Annotated in this window: 14 protein-coding genes; 7 read left to right on the top strand and 7 right to left on the bottom strand. The window is 70.5% G+C overall.

Translation table 11 applies throughout. The annotated features are described in order from the left end of the window. Window positions 1-6 precede the first annotated feature (6 nt). Together EES42_RS11005 and EES42_RS11000 are read left to right on the top strand one after the other, a co-directional pair. Window positions 7-1,281, top strand: coding sequence for a sensor histidine kinase (locus EES42_RS11005; protein ID WP_124717944.1), 1,275 nt, complete (start codon window positions 7-9; stop codon window positions 1,279-1,281). A 219-nt stretch (window positions 1,282-1,500) separates the two neighbouring features. Further along, window positions 1,501-2,133 carry a response regulator transcription factor gene (locus EES42_RS11000; RefSeq protein WP_124718499.1) on the top strand — a complete coding sequence of 211 codons (633 nt, stop codon included), beginning with the start codon at window positions 1,501-1,503 and terminating at the stop codon, window positions 2,131-2,133. A 186-nt stretch (window positions 2,134-2,319) separates the two neighbouring features. Here EES42_RS11000 and EES42_RS10995 read toward each other — a convergent pair whose 3' ends face one another. Beyond that, window positions 2,320-3,516: a lipid-transfer protein gene (locus EES42_RS10995; protein WP_124718498.1), complete on the bottom strand. Its 1,197-nt coding sequence runs from the start codon at window positions 3,514-3,516 to the stop codon at window positions 2,320-2,322. Window positions 3,517-3,563: 47 nt separating this feature from the next. Beyond that, window positions 3,564-5,744, bottom strand: a complete 2,181-nt coding sequence (locus EES42_RS10990) for an acyl-CoA dehydrogenase (protein ID WP_124717943.1) — start codon at window positions 5,742-5,744, stop codon at window positions 3,564-3,566. Window positions 5,745-6,005: 261 nt separating this feature from the next. On the opposite strand from EES42_RS10990, the gene EES42_RS10985 reads away from it, so the two are divergent. Further along, the gene (locus tag EES42_RS10985; protein WP_124717942.1) at window positions 6,006-7,799 is read left to right on the top strand and encodes an MFS transporter; all 1,794 of its coding nucleotides are present in this window, start codon (window positions 6,006-6,008) and stop codon (window positions 7,797-7,799) included. Here the strand turns inward: EES42_RS10985 and pepE are convergent. Both pepE and EES42_RS10975 read right to left on the bottom strand, forming a co-directional pair. After that, on the bottom strand, window positions 7,762-8,490 hold the full coding sequence (pepE, locus tag EES42_RS10980) for a dipeptidase PepE (RefSeq protein ID WP_124717941.1): 729 nt from the start codon (window positions 8,488-8,490) through the stop codon (window positions 7,762-7,764). The genes EES42_RS10985 and pepE overlap by 38 nt on opposite strands. A gap of 47 nt (window positions 8,491-8,537) precedes the next feature. Then, on the bottom strand, window positions 8,538-9,365 hold the full coding sequence (locus EES42_RS10975) for an IclR family transcriptional regulator (RefSeq protein ID WP_124717940.1): 828 nt from the start codon (window positions 9,363-9,365) through the stop codon (window positions 8,538-8,540). A gap of 152 nt (window positions 9,366-9,517) precedes the next feature. On the opposite strand from EES42_RS10975, the gene EES42_RS10970 reads away from it, so the two are divergent. Genes EES42_RS10970 through EES42_RS10960 form a run of 3 tightly spaced genes read left to right on the top strand, consistent with a single transcriptional unit; the run spans window position 9,518 to window position 13,187 of the window. Further along, window positions 9,518-10,471, top strand: a complete 954-nt coding sequence (locus tag EES42_RS10970) for a DUF1177 domain-containing protein (RefSeq protein ID WP_124717939.1) — start codon at window positions 9,518-9,520, stop codon at window positions 10,469-10,471. Continuing rightward, the gene (locus EES42_RS10965) at window positions 10,471-11,862 is read left to right on the top strand and encodes a cytosine permease (protein ID WP_124717938.1); all 1,392 of its coding nucleotides are present in this window, start codon (window positions 10,471-10,473) and stop codon (window positions 11,860-11,862) included. Before EES42_RS10970 ends, EES42_RS10965 begins: the two co-directional genes overlap by 1 nt. Then, entirely contained in the window at window positions 11,859-13,187 is a 1,329-nt protein-coding gene (locus EES42_RS10960) for a M20/M25/M40 family metallo-hydrolase (RefSeq protein ID WP_124717937.1), read from the top strand. The genes EES42_RS10965 and EES42_RS10960 overlap by 4 nt, the downstream gene beginning before the upstream one ends. 275 nt (window positions 13,188-13,462) lie before the next feature. Here EES42_RS10960 and EES42_RS10955 read toward each other — a convergent pair whose 3' ends face one another. Beyond that, window positions 13,463-15,355 (bottom strand): caspase, EACC1-associated type, encoded by a 1,893-nt coding sequence (locus tag EES42_RS10955; RefSeq protein WP_124717936.1) that lies wholly within the window; start codon window positions 15,353-15,355, stop codon window positions 13,463-13,465. After that, a complete protein-coding gene (locus EES42_RS10950; RefSeq protein WP_124717935.1) occupies window positions 15,352-15,708 on the bottom strand; it encodes an effector-associated constant component EACC1 in 357 nt (118 codons plus the stop codon). Before EES42_RS10950 ends, EES42_RS10955 begins: the two co-directional genes overlap by 4 nt. A gap of 163 nt (window positions 15,709-15,871) precedes the next feature. On the opposite strand from EES42_RS10950, the gene EES42_RS10945 reads away from it, so the two are divergent. After that, window positions 15,872-16,345 carry a PIN domain-containing protein gene (locus EES42_RS10945; RefSeq protein ID WP_124717934.1) on the top strand — a complete coding sequence of 158 codons (474 nt, stop codon included), beginning with the start codon at window positions 15,872-15,874 and terminating at the stop codon, window positions 16,343-16,345. Between the two features lie 116 nt (window positions 16,346-16,461). On the opposite strand, the gene EES42_RS10940 is transcribed toward EES42_RS10945, so the two are convergent. Next, on the bottom strand, window positions 16,462-16,611 hold a 150-nt coding region (locus tag EES42_RS10940; protein WP_277426120.1), incomplete at its 5' end, for a VOC family protein.

Below are 16,611 nucleotides of genomic sequence, written 5' to 3'. Positions count from 1 at the left end.
GTGGACATGGCCAGGAACCGAACGGGTACGCCCGGGAGCGGGCGGCCGGGCCGGTGGCGCCGCCGGCGCAAGGGGGACGACGAGCGGCGCCCCGGCCCGCCCGGCCCGTACGCCCTGCTGCCCTGGCTGCTGATGGGCCTGGGCTCCTTCTCCAATCTCTTCCAGGGCGAGGCGGCCAACCCCTGGCTCGGCGGTCTCGGGCTGCTCGCCTTCAACTCCCTCTACGTCTCGGTGGTGTTCCGCGGCTTCGACCGGAGGAAGCGGGAGAGCCCGGTGTCGTACTGGCTGCTCGCCGCGATGACCGCCGTCACCCTGGCGCTGGCGATCGGCTACGGCGGGAGCTGGCTGCTGTTCTTCCCGCTGCTCTCGCTGGCCTGCGGCGCCATCCTGCGCAGACGGCGACTGGCGGTCGGCGTGTTCGTCCTCGCCGCGGTCGCCACCACCGTGGCGGTATGGCGCGGCCACGGCGCCTCGGACCCGTGGACGATCGGTTACGGCACCTTCATCTCGGGCGCGGTGACCGCCGCGATCCTCACCCTCGCGGAGACCGTGATGGAACTGCGCGCCACCCGGCAGGAGCTGGCCCGCACCGCCGTCGAGAAGGAGCGGCTGCGCTTCTCCCGCGATCTGCACGATCTGCTGGGCCACACGCTCTCCGTGATCGTGGTCAAGTCGGAGGCCGCCCGCCGGCTCGCGCCCCGCGACATGGACGCGGCGCTCACCCAGGTCGCCGACATCGAGTCCGTCGGCCGGCAGGCCCTCACCGAGATCCGTGAGGCGGTCACCGGCTACCGGGAGGGCAGCCTGGCCACCGAACTGGACCGGGCCCGCTCGGCGCTGACCGCCGCCGGGATCGAGCCGGTGCTCCGCCGCTCGGGCCCACCGCTCGCCCCGCAGACGGAGGCCCTGCTGGGCTGGGTGGTACGGGAGGCCGTCACCAATGTCGTACGCCACTCCCACGCGACCACCTGCTCGTTCGTGCTCGACGGCACGGCCGAACGGGTCCGGCTGACGGTCACCGACGACGGCAGCGGCCCCGGTCGGGACGCCCCGGCCACACCCGGCATCGGGGGCACCGGGCTGACCGGACTCACCGAGCGCCTGGCCGCGTCGGGAGGCAGCCTCCGGGCGGGCCCGGCGCCGGGGCGCGGCTTCGTGGTCACGGCGGAGCTGCCGATGGACGGTCCGGGCCCGGCGGACGAGGAGACCGGGACGATGGAGGACGACCCGCCGGTCCGGATGCCGGGGTCCGGATGCGGGGGGTGTGATGCCGGGGTCTGAAAGCGGGGGGCGTGATGCCGGGTTCATGAGCGGGCAAGGGCAAGGGCCGGGGGCAGGGTCTGTCCCCGGCCCTTGCCCGGCGCCGAGGCCCGGACGATCGGTCTGGAACTGGCCGCCATCCGGTCGTCGATCGCCCGGGAGTGCTGGGAGAACGCGTAGCACGGCGGGCAGGACTCCGGGCAGTGCACCGCGCGCCCTAGTCTGTTTCCCGTGAACGAGATGCCGCAGGAGCACCGCCCCGCCAAGTCCGTGCGCGTCCTGCTCGCCGAGGACCAGGGCATGATGCGCGGGGCGCTCGCTCTGCTGCTCGGTCTTGAGCCGGACATCGAGGTCGTGGCGCAGGTGGCCGCCGGGGACGAGATCGTGGACGCGGCACTGCTGTCCCGGCCCGATGTGGCGCTGCTGGACATCGAACTCCCGGGCCGCAGTGGGCTGGACGCCGCCGCCGATCTGCGTGAGCAGGTGCCGGACTGCCGGGTGCTGATCCTCACCACCTTCGGCCGCCCCGGCTATCTGCGCCGGGCGATGGAGGCCGGGGCCTCGGGGTTCCTGGTCAAGGACGGTCCGGTCGAGGAGCTGGCCGACGCGGTCCGCCGGGTGCTGGGCGGTGAGACGGTGATCGACCCGGCGCTGGCCGCCGCCGCGCTCAGTGCCGGGCCCAGCCCGCTGACCGCGCGGGAGCGGGATGCGCTGAACGCCTCGGTGGACGGGGCCACGGTCGCCGACATCGCGGCGAAGCTGCATCTGTCCGAGTCGACGGTACGGAACTATCTCTCGTCGGCGATCGGCAAGACGGGCACACGCAACCGCATGGAAGCGGTGCGGGCGGCACGGCAGCAGGGGTGGCTGTAGGCCCCGTCCGGGGGGCGACGCGACACCCGGGGCACCGGCCGATGCCGCGCCCGGCGCCTCTTCGACGGCTCGGTGACAGCTCAGTGCCGGATCGTTGCCCCGGGCCGCCCGGAACTCGTCCGCCCGGGACGCGAGTTGCCCCGCTCCTGGGCGGGCCCCGCCCGGGCGCCCGCCCGGGCCCGTTCCTCAGCGGCGCAGCAGCGTCACCACCGCCGCCCCGCCGAGCCCGATGTTGTGGCTCAGGCCGACCCGGGCGTCCGGCACCTGCCTGGGCCCCGCCTCGCCCCTGAGCTGCCAGGTCAGTTCGGCGGCCTGGGCGATTCCGGTGGCGCCGAGCGGGTGGCCCTTGGAGATCAGCCCGCCGGACGGGTTGACCACCCAGCGGCCGCCGTACGTGGTGGCGCCGGACTCGACGAGTTTCCCGGACTCGCCCTCGCCGCACAGCCCGAGTGCCTCGTAAGTGAGGAGTTCGTTGATGGAGAAGCAGTCGTGCAGCTCGATGACGTCAAGGTCGGCGGCGGAGAGCCCCGACGCCTCGTAGACCTGGTGGGCGGCGGCCTGCGACATCGGCCGGCCCACGGCGTCGATGCAGGTCCCCGAGGCGAAGGAGTCGCCGGTGTCGGTGGTCATGGCCTGGGCGACGATCTCGACCGCGCGGTCGCCCAGGCCGTGGCTCTCGACGAAGCGTTCCGACACCACGACGGCGGCGGCCGCGCCGTCGGAGGTGGGTGAGCACTGGAGCTTGGTCAGCGGGCGGTGGATGGTCTTCGCGGCGAGTATCTCCTCGACCGTGTAAGGGTCCTGGAACTGGGCGTACGGATTGTTCACCGAGTGCCGGTGGTTCTTGGCGCCGACCGCCGCGAGCTGCGCCTCGGTCGTCCCGTACCGCTCCATGTGCTCACGGGCCGCGTTGCCGAAGATCTGGGCGGTGGGCGGGCTCATCTCGAAGCCGTGGGCGGCGGCCATGATCCCGTAGTGCCGGGCGACGGGTGACGTCCTGAAGTCGGCGGCGCCGCCGTCCGCGCCTCCGCCGCCGAGCGCGCCGCGCGTCATCTTCTCGAAGCCGAGCGCGAGTACGCAGTCGCTGCCGCCGCCCTCGACGAACTGCCGGGCCATCATCAGCGCGGTGGAGCCGGTGGCGCAGTTGTTGTTGACGTTGTAGACGGGCACACCGGTCAGGCCGAGCTCGTAGACGGCGCGCTGGCCGGCGGTGGACGGCTGGAAGCAGTAGCCGACGGCGGCCTGCTGGATCTGTTCGTACGCGATCCCGGCGTCGTCGAGCGCCGCCGTGCCCGCCTCCTCCGCCATGTCCCAGTACTGCCAGTCACGGGTCTCGGGCTTCTCGAACTTCGTCATGCCGACGCCGACGACGTACGCCTTCATGAGCTTCATGGGCTTCGCGTGCTGTACGGGCTTCATGGGAGGTCCCTTCAATCGCGCGGGAGGCCGAGGATGCGCTCGGCGACGACATTGAGCTGAACCTGGGTGGTGCCGCCCGCGATGGTCAGGCAGCGGGACATCAGGAAGCCGTGCAGGGCTCGCTCCGCCGGCCCCTCGCCGGCCGCGCCCGCCGGGCCGAGGAGTTCGAGGGCGAGTTCGGCGACCTTCTGCTGGTGGGTGGTCTGGACGAGCTTGCGGACGGAGGCGCCCGCGCCGGGTTCGAGCCCGGAGACCTGCTGCATCGTGGTGCGCAGCCCGATGCAGCCCAGCGCGTGCGCCTCGGCGGCGAGCGCTCCGATTCGGGCCCGGCAGGCGCCGTCGAGTTCGCCGGAGCGGGCGATCAGCGCCTCCAGGCCGGTGTCGAAGGTCATCTGGTCGGCCATGTGGACGCGTTCGTTGCCCAGGGTGTTGCGGGCGACCTTCCAGCCGCCGTCGGGCTCGCCGACGACGGCGTCGGCGGGCAGCAGGACGTCGTCGAAGTACACCTCGTTGAAGAGGGCGTCGCCGGTGATCTCCTTCAGCGGCCGGATGTCGATGCCCGGGGTGTTCTTCATGTCGACGAGGAAGTAGCCGATGCCCTGGTGCTTGGGGGCGTCCGGGTCGGTCCGGGCGAGCAGGATCCCGTGGTCGGCCCACTGGGCGGCGCTCGTCCACACCTTCTGTCCGTTGATCCGCCAGCCCTCGTCGGTCCGTTCCGCCTTCGTGCGGAGCGAGGCGAGGTCGGATCCCGCGTCGGGCTCGGAGAACAGCTGGCACCACAGGAGTTCGCCGCGCAGGGTGGGCAGCAGATAGCGCTCCTGCTGCTGCGGCGTGCCGTGGGCGAGGAGCGAGGGCACCACCCAGGTGGCGATCCCCAGGTCGCTCAGCTTCACCCCTTGTTCCCTCAACTCCTGCTGTATGACCAGCTGTTGTACGGGGCCGGCGCCCAGGCCGTAGGGGGCCGGGAGGTAGGGGGCGGCGTAGCCGGTCGGCGCGAGGGCGCGGCGGGCCTCCTTCGGGGCGAGGCCGCGGGCGGCGGCGACGGCCTCGCGGGCTCCGGCCCGGTGGGCGTCGGCCCCGGCGGGGAGTTCGAGGGCGAGCGAGCGGCGGGCCCCGCCCTCGGCCAGCCGGACGGCCCGCAGCCGGTGGCCGTCGCCGGTCCCCAGCAGCTGGCGTGCCACCAGGGCCCGGCGCAGATACAGATGGGCGTCGTGCTCCCAGGTGAAGCCGATGCCGCCGAGGATCTGGACGCAGTCCTTGGCGCAGCCGTACGCGGCGTCGAGTGCGTCCGAGGCGGCGAGGGCGGCGACCATGGACCGTACGTCCGGGTCCGTCTCCTCGTCGGCGGCGCGGGCCGCGTCCCACACCAGCGCACGGGCCCGCTCGACCCGTACCAGCATGTCGGCGCAGAGGTGCTTGACGCCCTGGAACTGCCCGATGGGGCGGCCGAACTGTTCGCGGACCTTGGCGTGTTCGGCGGCGGTGTGCAGCGCCCTGGCGGCCGTTCCGCAGGCCTCCGCGGCGAGGAGGACGGCGGCGAGGTCGCGGACGCGGGTGGTGTCGGTCCGTACGAGGCGGCCGGCGGGGACGAGTACGCCCTCGGCGCGGACCTCGGCGGTGGGCCGGGTCGGGTCGGCGCCGCGGTGCGGGCGGGCGGTCAGCCCCGCGGTGGCGGAGTCGACGGCGAACCAGAGGGTGCCGGTGGCCGATTCGGCGGTCAGGAGCAGCAGGTCGGCCTCGGCGCCGGAGAGGACGGGCGGCGCCGTGCCGTCGAGCAGATGGCCGTCCTCGTGCTCGACGGCGGTGAGGGTGCCGGGGCCGAGGGCCACCGCGCCGATCCGCGTACCGGCCGCGAGGTCGCGCACCAGGCCGTCCGGCCCCGCCGTGTGCAGTACGGCGGAGGCCAGGACGCTCGGCAGGTACGGGCCGGGCAGCGGGGCCCGGCCGGCCTCTTCGAGGACCACGGCCAGATCGAGGAGCCGGCCGCCCCCGCCCCCGTGTTCCTCGGGCAGATGGATGGCGAGCAGGCCCTGTTCGGCGAGCCCGTCCCAGTACCCGGGGCGCACGCCGGGGGCAGTCGAGTCATCCGCGTCCAGGAGTGCGCGGATCTCCTTCGGCGGGACGGCGCGCGCCAGCCAGCCCCGTACGGCCTGCGCCAACTCCCTGTGTTCTTCGGTGATTCCGATGCCCATGCGGATCCTCGCCGGTCGCAGCCACTGGAACGGCGCAAGAGTAGAACACGTTCCATTCTGACGGAAGGTCAGATGACGGGCGGATCTTCGCGCGCCTCGGTCCGAGTGCGCCGTCGTGCCCCGTTCGCGGCGCGTTCACCGGAATACCGCGGGCAGCTGGAAGGTTTCACGCTGCACACACTTGGCGGTGCGGGCGCTGCCCGCCCGCACCGCCCGCACGCCTCTTCAGACCCTCGATCACGCCGCCCGGAGGCCGCACGTATGCCACAGACGACGAACGAACAGCACGCCGGGGAACTCCCGGATCCGCGGCCGCGCAAGGCGGGCGGCGGCGGGGTCGTCCCCGTGCTCGCCTTCGCGGGTATCACCGTCGCGGTGATGCAGACCCTGCTCGTCCCCGTCATCAAGGACCTGCCCGCCCTGCTGCACACCGACCCGTCGAACGCCACCTGGGTGATGACCGCGACGCTGCTCGCGGGTGCCGTCGCCACCCCGATCATGGGGCGGCTCGGCGACCTCTACGGCAAGCGGAAGATGCTGCTCGCCAGCCTCGCCGTGATGGTGATCGGCTCATTGATATGCGCCTCCACCGACGATCTCGTGGTCATGATCGTGGGCCGCGCGCTCCAGGGCTTCGCCATGGGCGCCATCCCGCTGGGCATCGGCATCATGCGCGACGAGCTGCCGCGCGAGCGGCTCGGCTCGGCGATGGCGCTGATGAGCTCCTCGATCGGGGTCGGCGGCGGCCTGGCGCTGCCCGCCGCCGCGCTGATCGCCCAGCACTTCGACTGGCACACCCTGTTCCTCGGCGCGGCCGGTCTGGGCGTGCTGGCGATGGCGCTCACGGTCGTGGCCGTGCCGGAGCCCGCGCTGCGCGCGCCCGGCCGGTTCGACCTCGTCGGCGCGCTGGGCCTGTCGCTCGGGCTGGTCTGCCTGCTGCTGCCCATCACCAAGGGCAGTGACTGGGGCTGGACCTCGGGCAGCACCCTCGGGCTGATCGGCGCCTCGCTGGTGATCCTCGTGCTGTGGGGTCTGTTCGAGCTGCGCAGCCCGGCCCCGCTGGTCGATCTGCGGACCACGGCCCGGCGCGAGGTGCTGCTCACCAACCTCGCCTCGATCATGGTCGGGGTCGCCTTCTACGCCGTCTCGCTGGTCCTGCCGCAGCTGCTCCAGCTGCCCACGTCCACGGGGTACGGCCTCGGGCAGTCGATGGTGGTCGCCGGGCTGTGCGTGGCGCCGCTCGGCCTGACGATGATGTTCGTCGCCCCGCTGTACGCCCGGCTGTCCGCCCGCCGGGGCCCCAAGGTCTCGCTGATGCTCGGCATGCTGGTCATCGCGGTCGGTTACGGGGCGGGGCAGGGGCTGATGAGCGCCGCCTGGCAGACCGTGGTGATCGCGGTGGTGCTCGGGGCCGGCATCGGGCTCGCGTACTCCTCGCTGCCCGCACTGATCATCGGGGCCGTCGACCCGTCCGAGACGGGTGCGGCCAACGGTCTGAACACCCTGATGCGGTCGATCGGCACGTCGGTGTCGAGCGCCGTGATCGGCATGGTGCTGGCGAACACCTCGGTCCACGTCGGCGGGGCCGCGCTGCCCTCGATGGAGGGGTTCCGCATCTCGTTCCTGATCGCGACGGGTGCGGTGCTGATCGGGCTGGTGCTGGCCTCGTTCCTGCCGTCGCAGCGCGAGTCGATGCGCCCGGCGCTGCTGGCGAGCAGCGACGAGGACGCCCCGGCGCCCACCGCCTCCCGCCCGGTCGCCGGCTCGGGCGGCTTCCGCGGCCGGGTACTGGACGCCGACGGCGCCCCGGTGGCCCGCGCCAATGTCACGCTGATCGACCACCGGGGCCGGCAGGCCGGTCTCACCGTGGCGGACGGGGACGGCCGCTACGCGCTGGCCGCCCCGCACGGCGGCAGCTTCGTGCTGGCGGGGTCGGCCACCGGGTACGCGCCGAGCGCCCGCCCGGCCGCGTACCCGGGCGACGGTCTGCCGGTCGACACGGATCTGGTGCTGGCGGTCAGCGCACCGGAGCGTCGAACCGCGGTGTCGTCGTGAGCAGATGAGAGACGTCCGACCCCGCCGGGAGCTCCTGCGGCTGCGCGCCGCGGGTGAACAGCCGGGCGGGGCGGGCGCCCTGCACCCGGGCCCGGCGTCCCTCGACCCGCAGCCACGATCCCTCGCGCAGGCCGAGCACCGGTACGTCGTTCTCCTCCAGGAATTCGGTGAGCCGCTCCTCGCGGGTCTCGCCCTTGTGGGTGCTGGCCGGGTCCGGGTCCAGATAGTGCGGGTTGATCTGGAACGGGACGAGGCCGAGCGTCTCGAAGGACGGCGGCTGCACGATGGGCATGTCGTTGGTGGTGCGCAGGGTGGGCGCCGCCATGTTCGTCCCGGCGCTGGCCCCCATGTACGGCAGCCCGCCCCGTACCGCCTCGGTCACGGCGTCCCGCAGACCGGTCCGGTACAGGGCGCTCAGCAGCCGGAAGGAGTTGCCACCGCCGATGAACACGGCGTCGGACGCGGCGAGTCCGGCGACCGGGTCGGCGTTCTCGTGGACCCCGCGGACGGTGATGCCGCGGGGTTCCAGGGCCTCGCGGACGCGTGCGGTGTAGGCGGTGTAGTCGGCGAGGGCGTAGGGCACGAAGGCCAGCCGGGCGCCGGAGGGCAGGAACGCGGTCACGGTGTCGATGGCGTGTTCCAGATAACCGCGGCCGTGCTGGGTGGAGTTGGAGAGCAGCAGCAGATTCATGGGGTTCCTCTTCGTTCTCTTCCGGATCGTCGTTCTCTTCCGGATCGTCAGGCGGTACGGGGGCGACGGGTGCGGGGCTTCGGGCGCTGCGGAGGGTGGGTGAGCCGCCGCTCCAGCAGCTGGGCCGCGTGGCGCAGTGCGTCGAGCCGGTCGTCCGGCGCCTCCCGGAAAAGCTCTTCGGCGCCGCCCAGGCTGAGGCTGCCGTACGGCTCGCGCCCCAGGAAGACCGGTACGGCGACGGTCGCGATGCCGGTGTCGTACTCGCCGACCGTGAACGCGTACCCCTGGGCTCGGACCCTGAGGAACTCCTCCTCCAGCCGGTCCGGGTCGGTGACCGTCCGGTCGGTGAAGCGGGCCATCGGGCGGCCCCGGAAGAGCCGGTGGCGCTGTTCGTCGGGCAGATACGCGTAGTACGACTTGCTGGTCGCCCCGGCGTGCGCCGGGTAGAGCTCGCCGACCAGCGGGTAGTAGCGCAGCGGCCCGGCCTCCCCCTCCTCCGCGGCGACGCACCGCATGTGGAAGCTGTCCGGCAGGCAGAACAGGACGGTGTCGCCGGTGACCCGGCGCAGTTCCTCCAGCACCGGTCCGGCCAGCAGCTCCAGCGACCCGGAGCGCTCCCAGAGCCGGCCCAGGCGCAGCACGGCGGGGCCGATGCGGTAGCGGCGGGTGACCGGGTCGGAGACCAGGAAGCCGCGCCCGGCGAGGGTGGCGAGCAGCCGCTGGGCCACCGAGGTGTCCCAGCCGAACTCCTCGGCGACCTCGGTGACGCCCCAGTCGGGCCGGGTCCGCTCGAAGGCGAGCAGCACCAGGAGCGCCCGGTCGACGGTTTGCAGGGCTCCGGCGGGGGTGCGCCGGTCCAGATCGAAGTCCGTCATCGTCATCTCACCATTCAGACCTGAATTGCAAATAACGGGAAACAGTTGCGTTCAACGCTATCCGATCCCGAATGTGGCCTCAGCACCCCGCCCCGCGCTTCCCCCCGTCGAGCGTCGGCCCGGGTGCCCGGATGAGCGAGAAAGGCCCCCCCATGTTGAAGTACGTGCTGGACATCGTCGATCTGCTGGACGATCCCCAGGTCAATGGCAAGGCGGTCGTCGAGTACCTCGACTCCGTGAGCGGGACCGAGGGCTCGTCCGCGAAGGTCACCACGGTCATCGGCGAGCAGGGCTCGACGGACTTCGTGATGGTCCGCATCCCGGGCGCCCGAGGGCGTACGTCCGGGGGCGACGCCCGCACGCTGGGCGTGGTGGGCCGGCTCGGCGGCATCGGCGCCCGGCCCGAGGTGACCGGTCTGGTCTCCGACGCCGACGGCGCGGTCTCGGCGATCGCCACCGCCGCCAAGCTGCTCGACATGCGCCGCCGCGGCGACGTACTGCCCGGCGATGTGATCGTCGCCACCCACATCTGCCCGAACGCGCCGACCGAGCCGCACGACCCGGTGCCGTTCATGGGCTCGCCCGTGGACATCGCCACCATGAACCGCCACGAGGTGGCCGACGAGATGGAGGCCGTGCTCTCCATCGACACCACCAAGGGCAACCGGATCATCAACCACAAGGGCCTCGCCCTCTCGCCCACCGTCAAGGAGGGCTGGGTGCTCCGGGTCAGCGAGCAGCTCGGCGAGCTGCTGGCCGTGGTGACCGGTGAGCCGTTGGTCACGTACCCCGTGACCACACAGGACATCACCCCGTACGGTAATGGGGCACACCACATCAATTCGATCCTTCAGCCCGCCACCGCGACGGCCGCCCCGGTCGTCGGTCTGGCCATCACCTCGGCCGCCGCGGTGCCGGGCTGCGGTACGGGCGCGAGCCACGAGACGGACATCGCTTCCGCCGCCCGCTACGCCGTGGAGGTCGCCAAGGCCTACGGCAGCGGACAACTGGACTTCCACGACGCGGTGGAGTTCGACAACCTCGTCAGCCGTTACGGGTCGCTGGCTCACCTCCAGACCCTCGGCCGCACACCCCAGGAGTCCTGATGGCAGCCACCCCGCAGGCCGAGACCGTGGCCCCCGAGACCAAGGCCATCGGCAGCGACGACTACGCGCTCTCGCGCGTCCCGCGCGACAAGCGGTTCGGCTTCTGGTCGATGCTGCTCCAGTGGCTGGCCCAGTCCGGCTCGATCTCGCAGTTCACCCTCGGCGCCACCATCGGTGTCGGCATGACCTTCGGGGACGCCTTCCTCGCCTTCACGCTCGGCGCGGTGATCCTGGAGATCGTGATCTTCGCGATCGGCCTGGCCGGTATGCGCGAGGGCCTGGCGACGCCGATGCTGACCCGCTGGGTCGGCTTCGGCCGCAACGGCTCGGCACTGGTCAGCTTCGTGATCGCGGTCAGCCTGGTCGGCTGGTTCGGCGTCCAGAACACGATCTTCGGAAACAGCGTCTCGGCGCTGGTCGGCGGCCCGTCCTGGATGTGGTGCGTGCTGGCCGGTATCGCCATCACCGCGCTGGTGATCTTCGGCTTCAAGTACATGGCCGTCTTCGCCAAGATCGTGACCCCGCTGTTCTTCGCGATGGTCGCCTGGTCGATCGTCTCGACGCTGAAGGACCACTCGCTCAGCGAGCTGATCCACTCGCCGCCGCCCGGCCAGACCATCCCGCTGGCCGTCGCCGCCACCGCCATCGCGGGCGGCTACATGACCGGCGCGATCGTGTCCCCGGAGATGACCCGGTACAACCGCAAGGGCTCGCACGTCTTCCTGCAGAGCGCCTCGTCGATGATCCTCTCCGAGTACATCGTCGGCCTGACCGGTGTGCTCCTGGGCCACCTGGTCAAGAGCAACGAGGTCTCGCACATCGTGCTCTCCACCTCCGGCGCCTTCGGCGTCATCGTGGTCCTGATGTCCACCGCGAAGATCAACGACTGGAACCTGTACGGCTCCTCGCTCGGCGTCGTCAACTTCTTCCAGGTCGTCTTCGGCAAGCGGATCCACCGCGGCGCGGTCACGATCGTCCTCGGCATCGCGGGCACGGTCCTGTCCGCGGTCGGGATCATGACCCACTTCACCGAGTTCCTCTCCATCCTCGGCGTCGCGATCCCGCCGATCGGCGGCATCATCGTGGCCGAGTACTGGGTCGTGAAGAAGATGCGCAAGCCGCTGGACGAGACCCGCGAGTCCGAGACCCTGCCGAAGACCTCGCCCACCTGGGTCCCGATGTCCATCGTCATCTGGATCGCGGCGTTCTGCGTCGGCAAGTTCTACGACGGCGGCATCCCGGCCCTGAACTCGCTGGCCACCGCCTTCATCCTGTACAGCGTCCTCGGACTGCTGGGCTGGGTGAAGCCGTACGGCACCTCCACCCTGGACGACGAGGACGACACCGCCGCCCCCGCCGCCCCCGCGACAACCCCTGTGGGAGCAGCATGACCACCCCCGACCCCACCGCCCCGCTCGTCCCGGCCTCGGCCGAGGCCCAGGACGAGGTCGTCGAACTCTGCGCCGAGCTGATCAGGTTCGACACCTCCAACCCCACCAGCAACGAGCGCGCGAGCGCCGACTGGGTGGTGGGCCGGCTGGCCGAGGTGGGCATCGAGTCCGAGCTGGTCGAGTCCGCCCCGGGCCGCGCCAGTGTCATCGCCCGGATCGCGGGCGCCGACCCGGAGCGCGGCGCCCTCCTGGTCCACGGCCACCTGGACGTGGTCCCGGCCGACGCCTCCGAGTGGCAGGTCCCGCCGTTCTCCGGCGAGATCCGCGACGGCTACCTCTGGGGCCGCGGCGCGATCGACATGAAGGACACGGTGGCCGTCATGCTGGCCACCGCCCGTCACTTCGCCCGCACCGGCACCAGGCCGTCGCGCGATCTGGTCCTGGCCTTCCTCGCCGACGAGGAGGCGGGCGGCAAGTTCGGCGCCCACTGGCTGGTCGAGCACCGCCCGGAACTGTTCGCCGGGGTCACCGAGGCGATCGGGGAGGGCGGCGGTTTCTCCTTCGCCATCGACGACACCCGCCGCCTCTACCCGATCGAGAACGCCCAGCGCGGCATGGCCTGGATGGAGCTCACCGCGACCGGCCGGGCCGGCCACGGCTCGTCCCCCAACGACGAGAACGCGGTCACCGACCTCGCGGAGTCGCTCACCCGGATCGGCCGCGAGACCTTCCCGATCCGGCTGATCGAGCCGGTCCGCGCACTGCTGGAGGAGGCGGCCCGCCTCTACGGTGTCGAGTTCGACGAGAACGACATCGAGGGCAGCCTCGCGAAGCTGGGCCCGGTCTCCGACTTCATGCAGGTGGTGCTCCGCAACTCCGCGAACCCCACCATGTTCAACGCCGGATACCAGACCAACGTCATCCCCGGAAAGGCGACCGCCCGGGTGGACGGCCGTTTCCTCCCCGGCCACGAACAGGAGCTGATCGACACCATCGACAAGCTCCTGCTCCCCTCGGTGACCCGCGAGTGGGTCAACCACGACATCGCGCTGGAGACCACGTTCGACGGCCCGCTGGTCGACGCCATGTGCGAGGCCGTACGCGCCGAGGACCCGGACGGCCACCCCGTCCCGTACTGCAACCCGGGCGGCACCGACGCCAAGGCCTTCACCCACCTCGGCATCCGCTGCTTCGGCTTCAAGGGCCTCAAGCTCCCGCACGACCTGGACTACGGCCGCCTCTTCCACGGCGTGGACGAACGCGTACCGCTGGAGGGCCTGCGCTTCGGCGTCCGCGTCATGACCCGACTCTGGCAGAGCTGCTGACGCCCCGGCCCCACCGACCGGCCCCGACCCGGGCTCACCCCTCGTACGCCCCCGCCGGACTCCATGCCTCCGGCGGGGGCGTATGCACGTTTCCGGTCAGGCCACCGTCGCAAAGCGGGTGAAGGGCTGGCCGAGCTCGGTCTCGCGGGGCGTGCGCCCGCTCGCGATGTATCCGCCCACCGAGGGCCGCACAGCCCACAGCGTATGCATCGCGATCACAGCGAATGACGGGCGCTTACCGGGAGAGGCTCGATGTCGCCGTTGACGAATCGGAGTCAAAGCACATGAAGCAGCTTGTATTTCCACACTTCCAGTCGGCTGCACTCCGGGAAGTCCACAATGGGCGGCGTCCACCATTTCCCCAGCTGCCGGGTCGCCATCTTTTCGAGATTTTTATCCACGCTCGATTTCCAGCCTTTTTGGATCACCTGACACGCCAGATAATTAAAGATTGGATCGCCCGCACGAATCCCTATGCCATATTTTTCAGCCGTACCCCGCAGGGGAACGACGCGCCCTTTGACCTTCGGGGTCAAATAAGAAAAGTCTTCATCCTCGTTGAGACCGGCAAGGATGATGTCATCCGTGATCACAACTTTGACGGAATCCCTATCCCAGCAGTCCTTGTACGACTCCTCCTTCTTAGGTTCCACTCCGTGCTTCTTTAGATATTCTTCCGATGTCGACCCAGAGGCCGTGCAGACTTCTTCCCCCCCATTGAATTTATCCTTGATATCGTCGATGCCCTTCATTTCTTGAGCTTCTTGCTCCGTCCCCAACACCAGCGCTCCCAGGCTCGCCGTGTAGTACGGGCCGACGAAATCGAGTGGACTGTCCTCGTCCTTCCTGGCCTCTTCCGCCTGAGGTCCATTCATGCTCCAAGTGGCAACGACGAAATCCACATCACCCGACTGGAGGGTCGTGACGCGATTATTTGTAAATACCTCGACGAACACCACCTCTTCCTTTTTGGTAAATCCAAGGTTCGCAGCAATTTTACGCGCCAGGTCGATTTCGAACCCCACCCATTCCTTGCCCACCTTTTTGGCGAGCCCTGGCTGGTCACCCTTGACCCCCACGCGAATAAAGCCTCTTTCGCGGTGGATCTTCTGAAGCAGAGGGGAGTCCTCGTACGAAACCGAGGACACCGCATATGCGCTCCACCCTCCGAAAAGCAGAGCCAGGCCGACCGTCGGCAGCCCCACGTAGCGGACGATCTTTCGCCGCAGCACCGGGACGGGCTTTTTGCCCGGGGGGACCGCCGATGGGCCTGCCTCGCCCGTCCTTACCGTGGCAGGCGTAGGCGACATTCGCGGCTCTCCCCCGTCTTTGCTGGTTTCAGCAGTCGAGGCGCGCTGCGCCGGAGGTGCTGACCGGAGGGTATCGCTGGGCGGCTGGTATGCGGCGTTCTTGATGAACGGGGCACGGCCGAGGTGGTCGCGCCACAATTGCGCCGGCCGGGGCCTGCTCCTCCTCGCGAGCTCCTTGCTCAGCTGGCTGAACACGCTGTCGAGGTTGAGGTAGCGAGGCAGACCGGAGACTCCCTTGCTCAGTACGGTGAGCAAGGCATCGGTGAATGCGGTGTAGGTCTCTCCCGGTGGAGAGATGGCCGTGGCGGTCTCGCCTGCCGCAGCGAGGATATAAGTACCTGCAACCTCAAGGGCAGCGGCGTTGGACTGCAACCCGAAGGCACGCGCGGCATAGCAGCAGTCGAGGATGACGATGCGCCGCTCGGCGCGGCTCTTCTCGATGTGCGCCTTGATCCATTCGTACGGGGCCGCGGTGTCGTGTACGGATTCTCGCTCGGTTTCTCGTACAGCCAAGTGATAGTGCCCGGCACGGTCGATCACTCCGTGTCCGGCGTAGTACACCAGCAAGGTGTCCGTGGCCTCCCTGGCGGCCGCCTCGACGGCGCGTGAGAGATCGCGGGGCGTTTTCGGGTCGCAGAGGACGGTGCAGTTTCCGACAGGAAGGCTCCAAGCATCGGCAAGGAGATCAGCCAGGTCCTTGACGTTGCGACGCGTCGCTGGAAGCGGATCGAGTTCACTGAACCGTCCAGCGCCGATCAACACCACACGAGTCCCCGCGGGATCGGGGAGGCCCACCCCCGCAAGGGGCGTCGTCAGTTCGCGGTCTTCTTCAGCCGAGTGCTGTTTCGGAGTGCTCATCCTTCAAGAAAGCGCCGGGCCCTCGCCTCGGCTTCCTCGCCGGAGGCATCCCCGGGAATCTCGGCCTGCTCTCCCTCGGTCCGCATGACAAGGGCAGCGGACGGGCCGGGGCGGCTGGCTCGCCAGGATGCGATCGACACAGCCAGCGAAGCAGCGCTGAACCCACTGCTGACCACCAGCGTGATCAAGTCCAGCAGGTCGCCCTGCTGCCCGGGCATCGCCGACCGGGCCGTCCCCGGTACAACCTGCACATGACGGCGCACAGCCGAGTCGGCCTCAAGCCACTGGCCGAGCGAGCGGAGTTCGTCCTCGGCTCCACTGCTGCCATCGCCGCATTGAATGATGATCTCCAAGGCGCTCCCCGCTCATGATGGAGTGTCAATTATAGGCGGGTGAGCGGACCTTGGTCACTGACATCATGGAACTTGAGAACCGCTCTCACATCCGGAGGGTGCCGGCCTGATCTGGGCGGAGGGGAGCGGAGTCCGGCCGGGCTTCAGGTGCGGGGGAACCCCTATGCGTGCTGAACACGGGCAGGGCCTGCTCGATGCCAACGTCATGATCCTTCGCAGGTGGGTGGACCCCGAGGAACTGCCCGCCCAGGTGGCGATCAGCGCCGTCACCCCGGCCGAGCTCTCCGCCGGTCCGCACGAGGTACGGCGGAACGAGGAACAGGACGACTACGACGAGTACGCGGGGCGGGCCCGGCGGCTCGATGTCCTCCAGCGTGCCGAGAACGAGTTCGACCCGATCCCTTTCGACGCGGAAGCAGCCCGGATCTACGGCAGGGCCTGCGCCGCCGTGATCGGGGCCGGCCGCAAACCCCGGCGCCGGGTGGCCGACCTGATGATCGCGTCGATCGCCATCACCGAAGAGCTCCCGCACGACCTGGACTACGGCCGCCTCTTCCACGGCGTGGACGAACGCGTCCCGCTGGAGGGCCTGCGCTTCGGCGTCCGCGTCATGACCCGCCTCTGGCAGAGCTGCTGACGTCCCGGCCCCACCGACCGGCCCCGACCCGGGCTCACCCCTCGTACGCCCCCGCCGAGCACACACCGTGCCCGGCGGGGGCGTACGGCCGTGCGGCGGGCCCGGCGCCACCGGCCTCACGCAGGGGCCGCGGCGACGCAGAACTCGTTTCCCTCCGGGTCCGCCATCACCACGTGGTGCCCGTCGAACGTCTCCAGGACGGTCCCGCCCGCCCGCACCAGGCGTTCGGACTCCGCCTCGATCCGTGCCCACCGCTCATCCGGGCC

The sequence above is a fragment of the Streptomyces sp. ADI95-17 genome, assembly GCF_003846175.1.
Taxonomy (GTDB): Bacteria; Actinomycetota; Actinomycetes; order Streptomycetales; family Streptomycetaceae; genus Streptomyces; species Streptomyces sanglieri.
The sequence above is the reverse complement of the archived record's forward strand: the minus strand, read 5'-3'. Positions and strand labels throughout refer to the sequence as shown.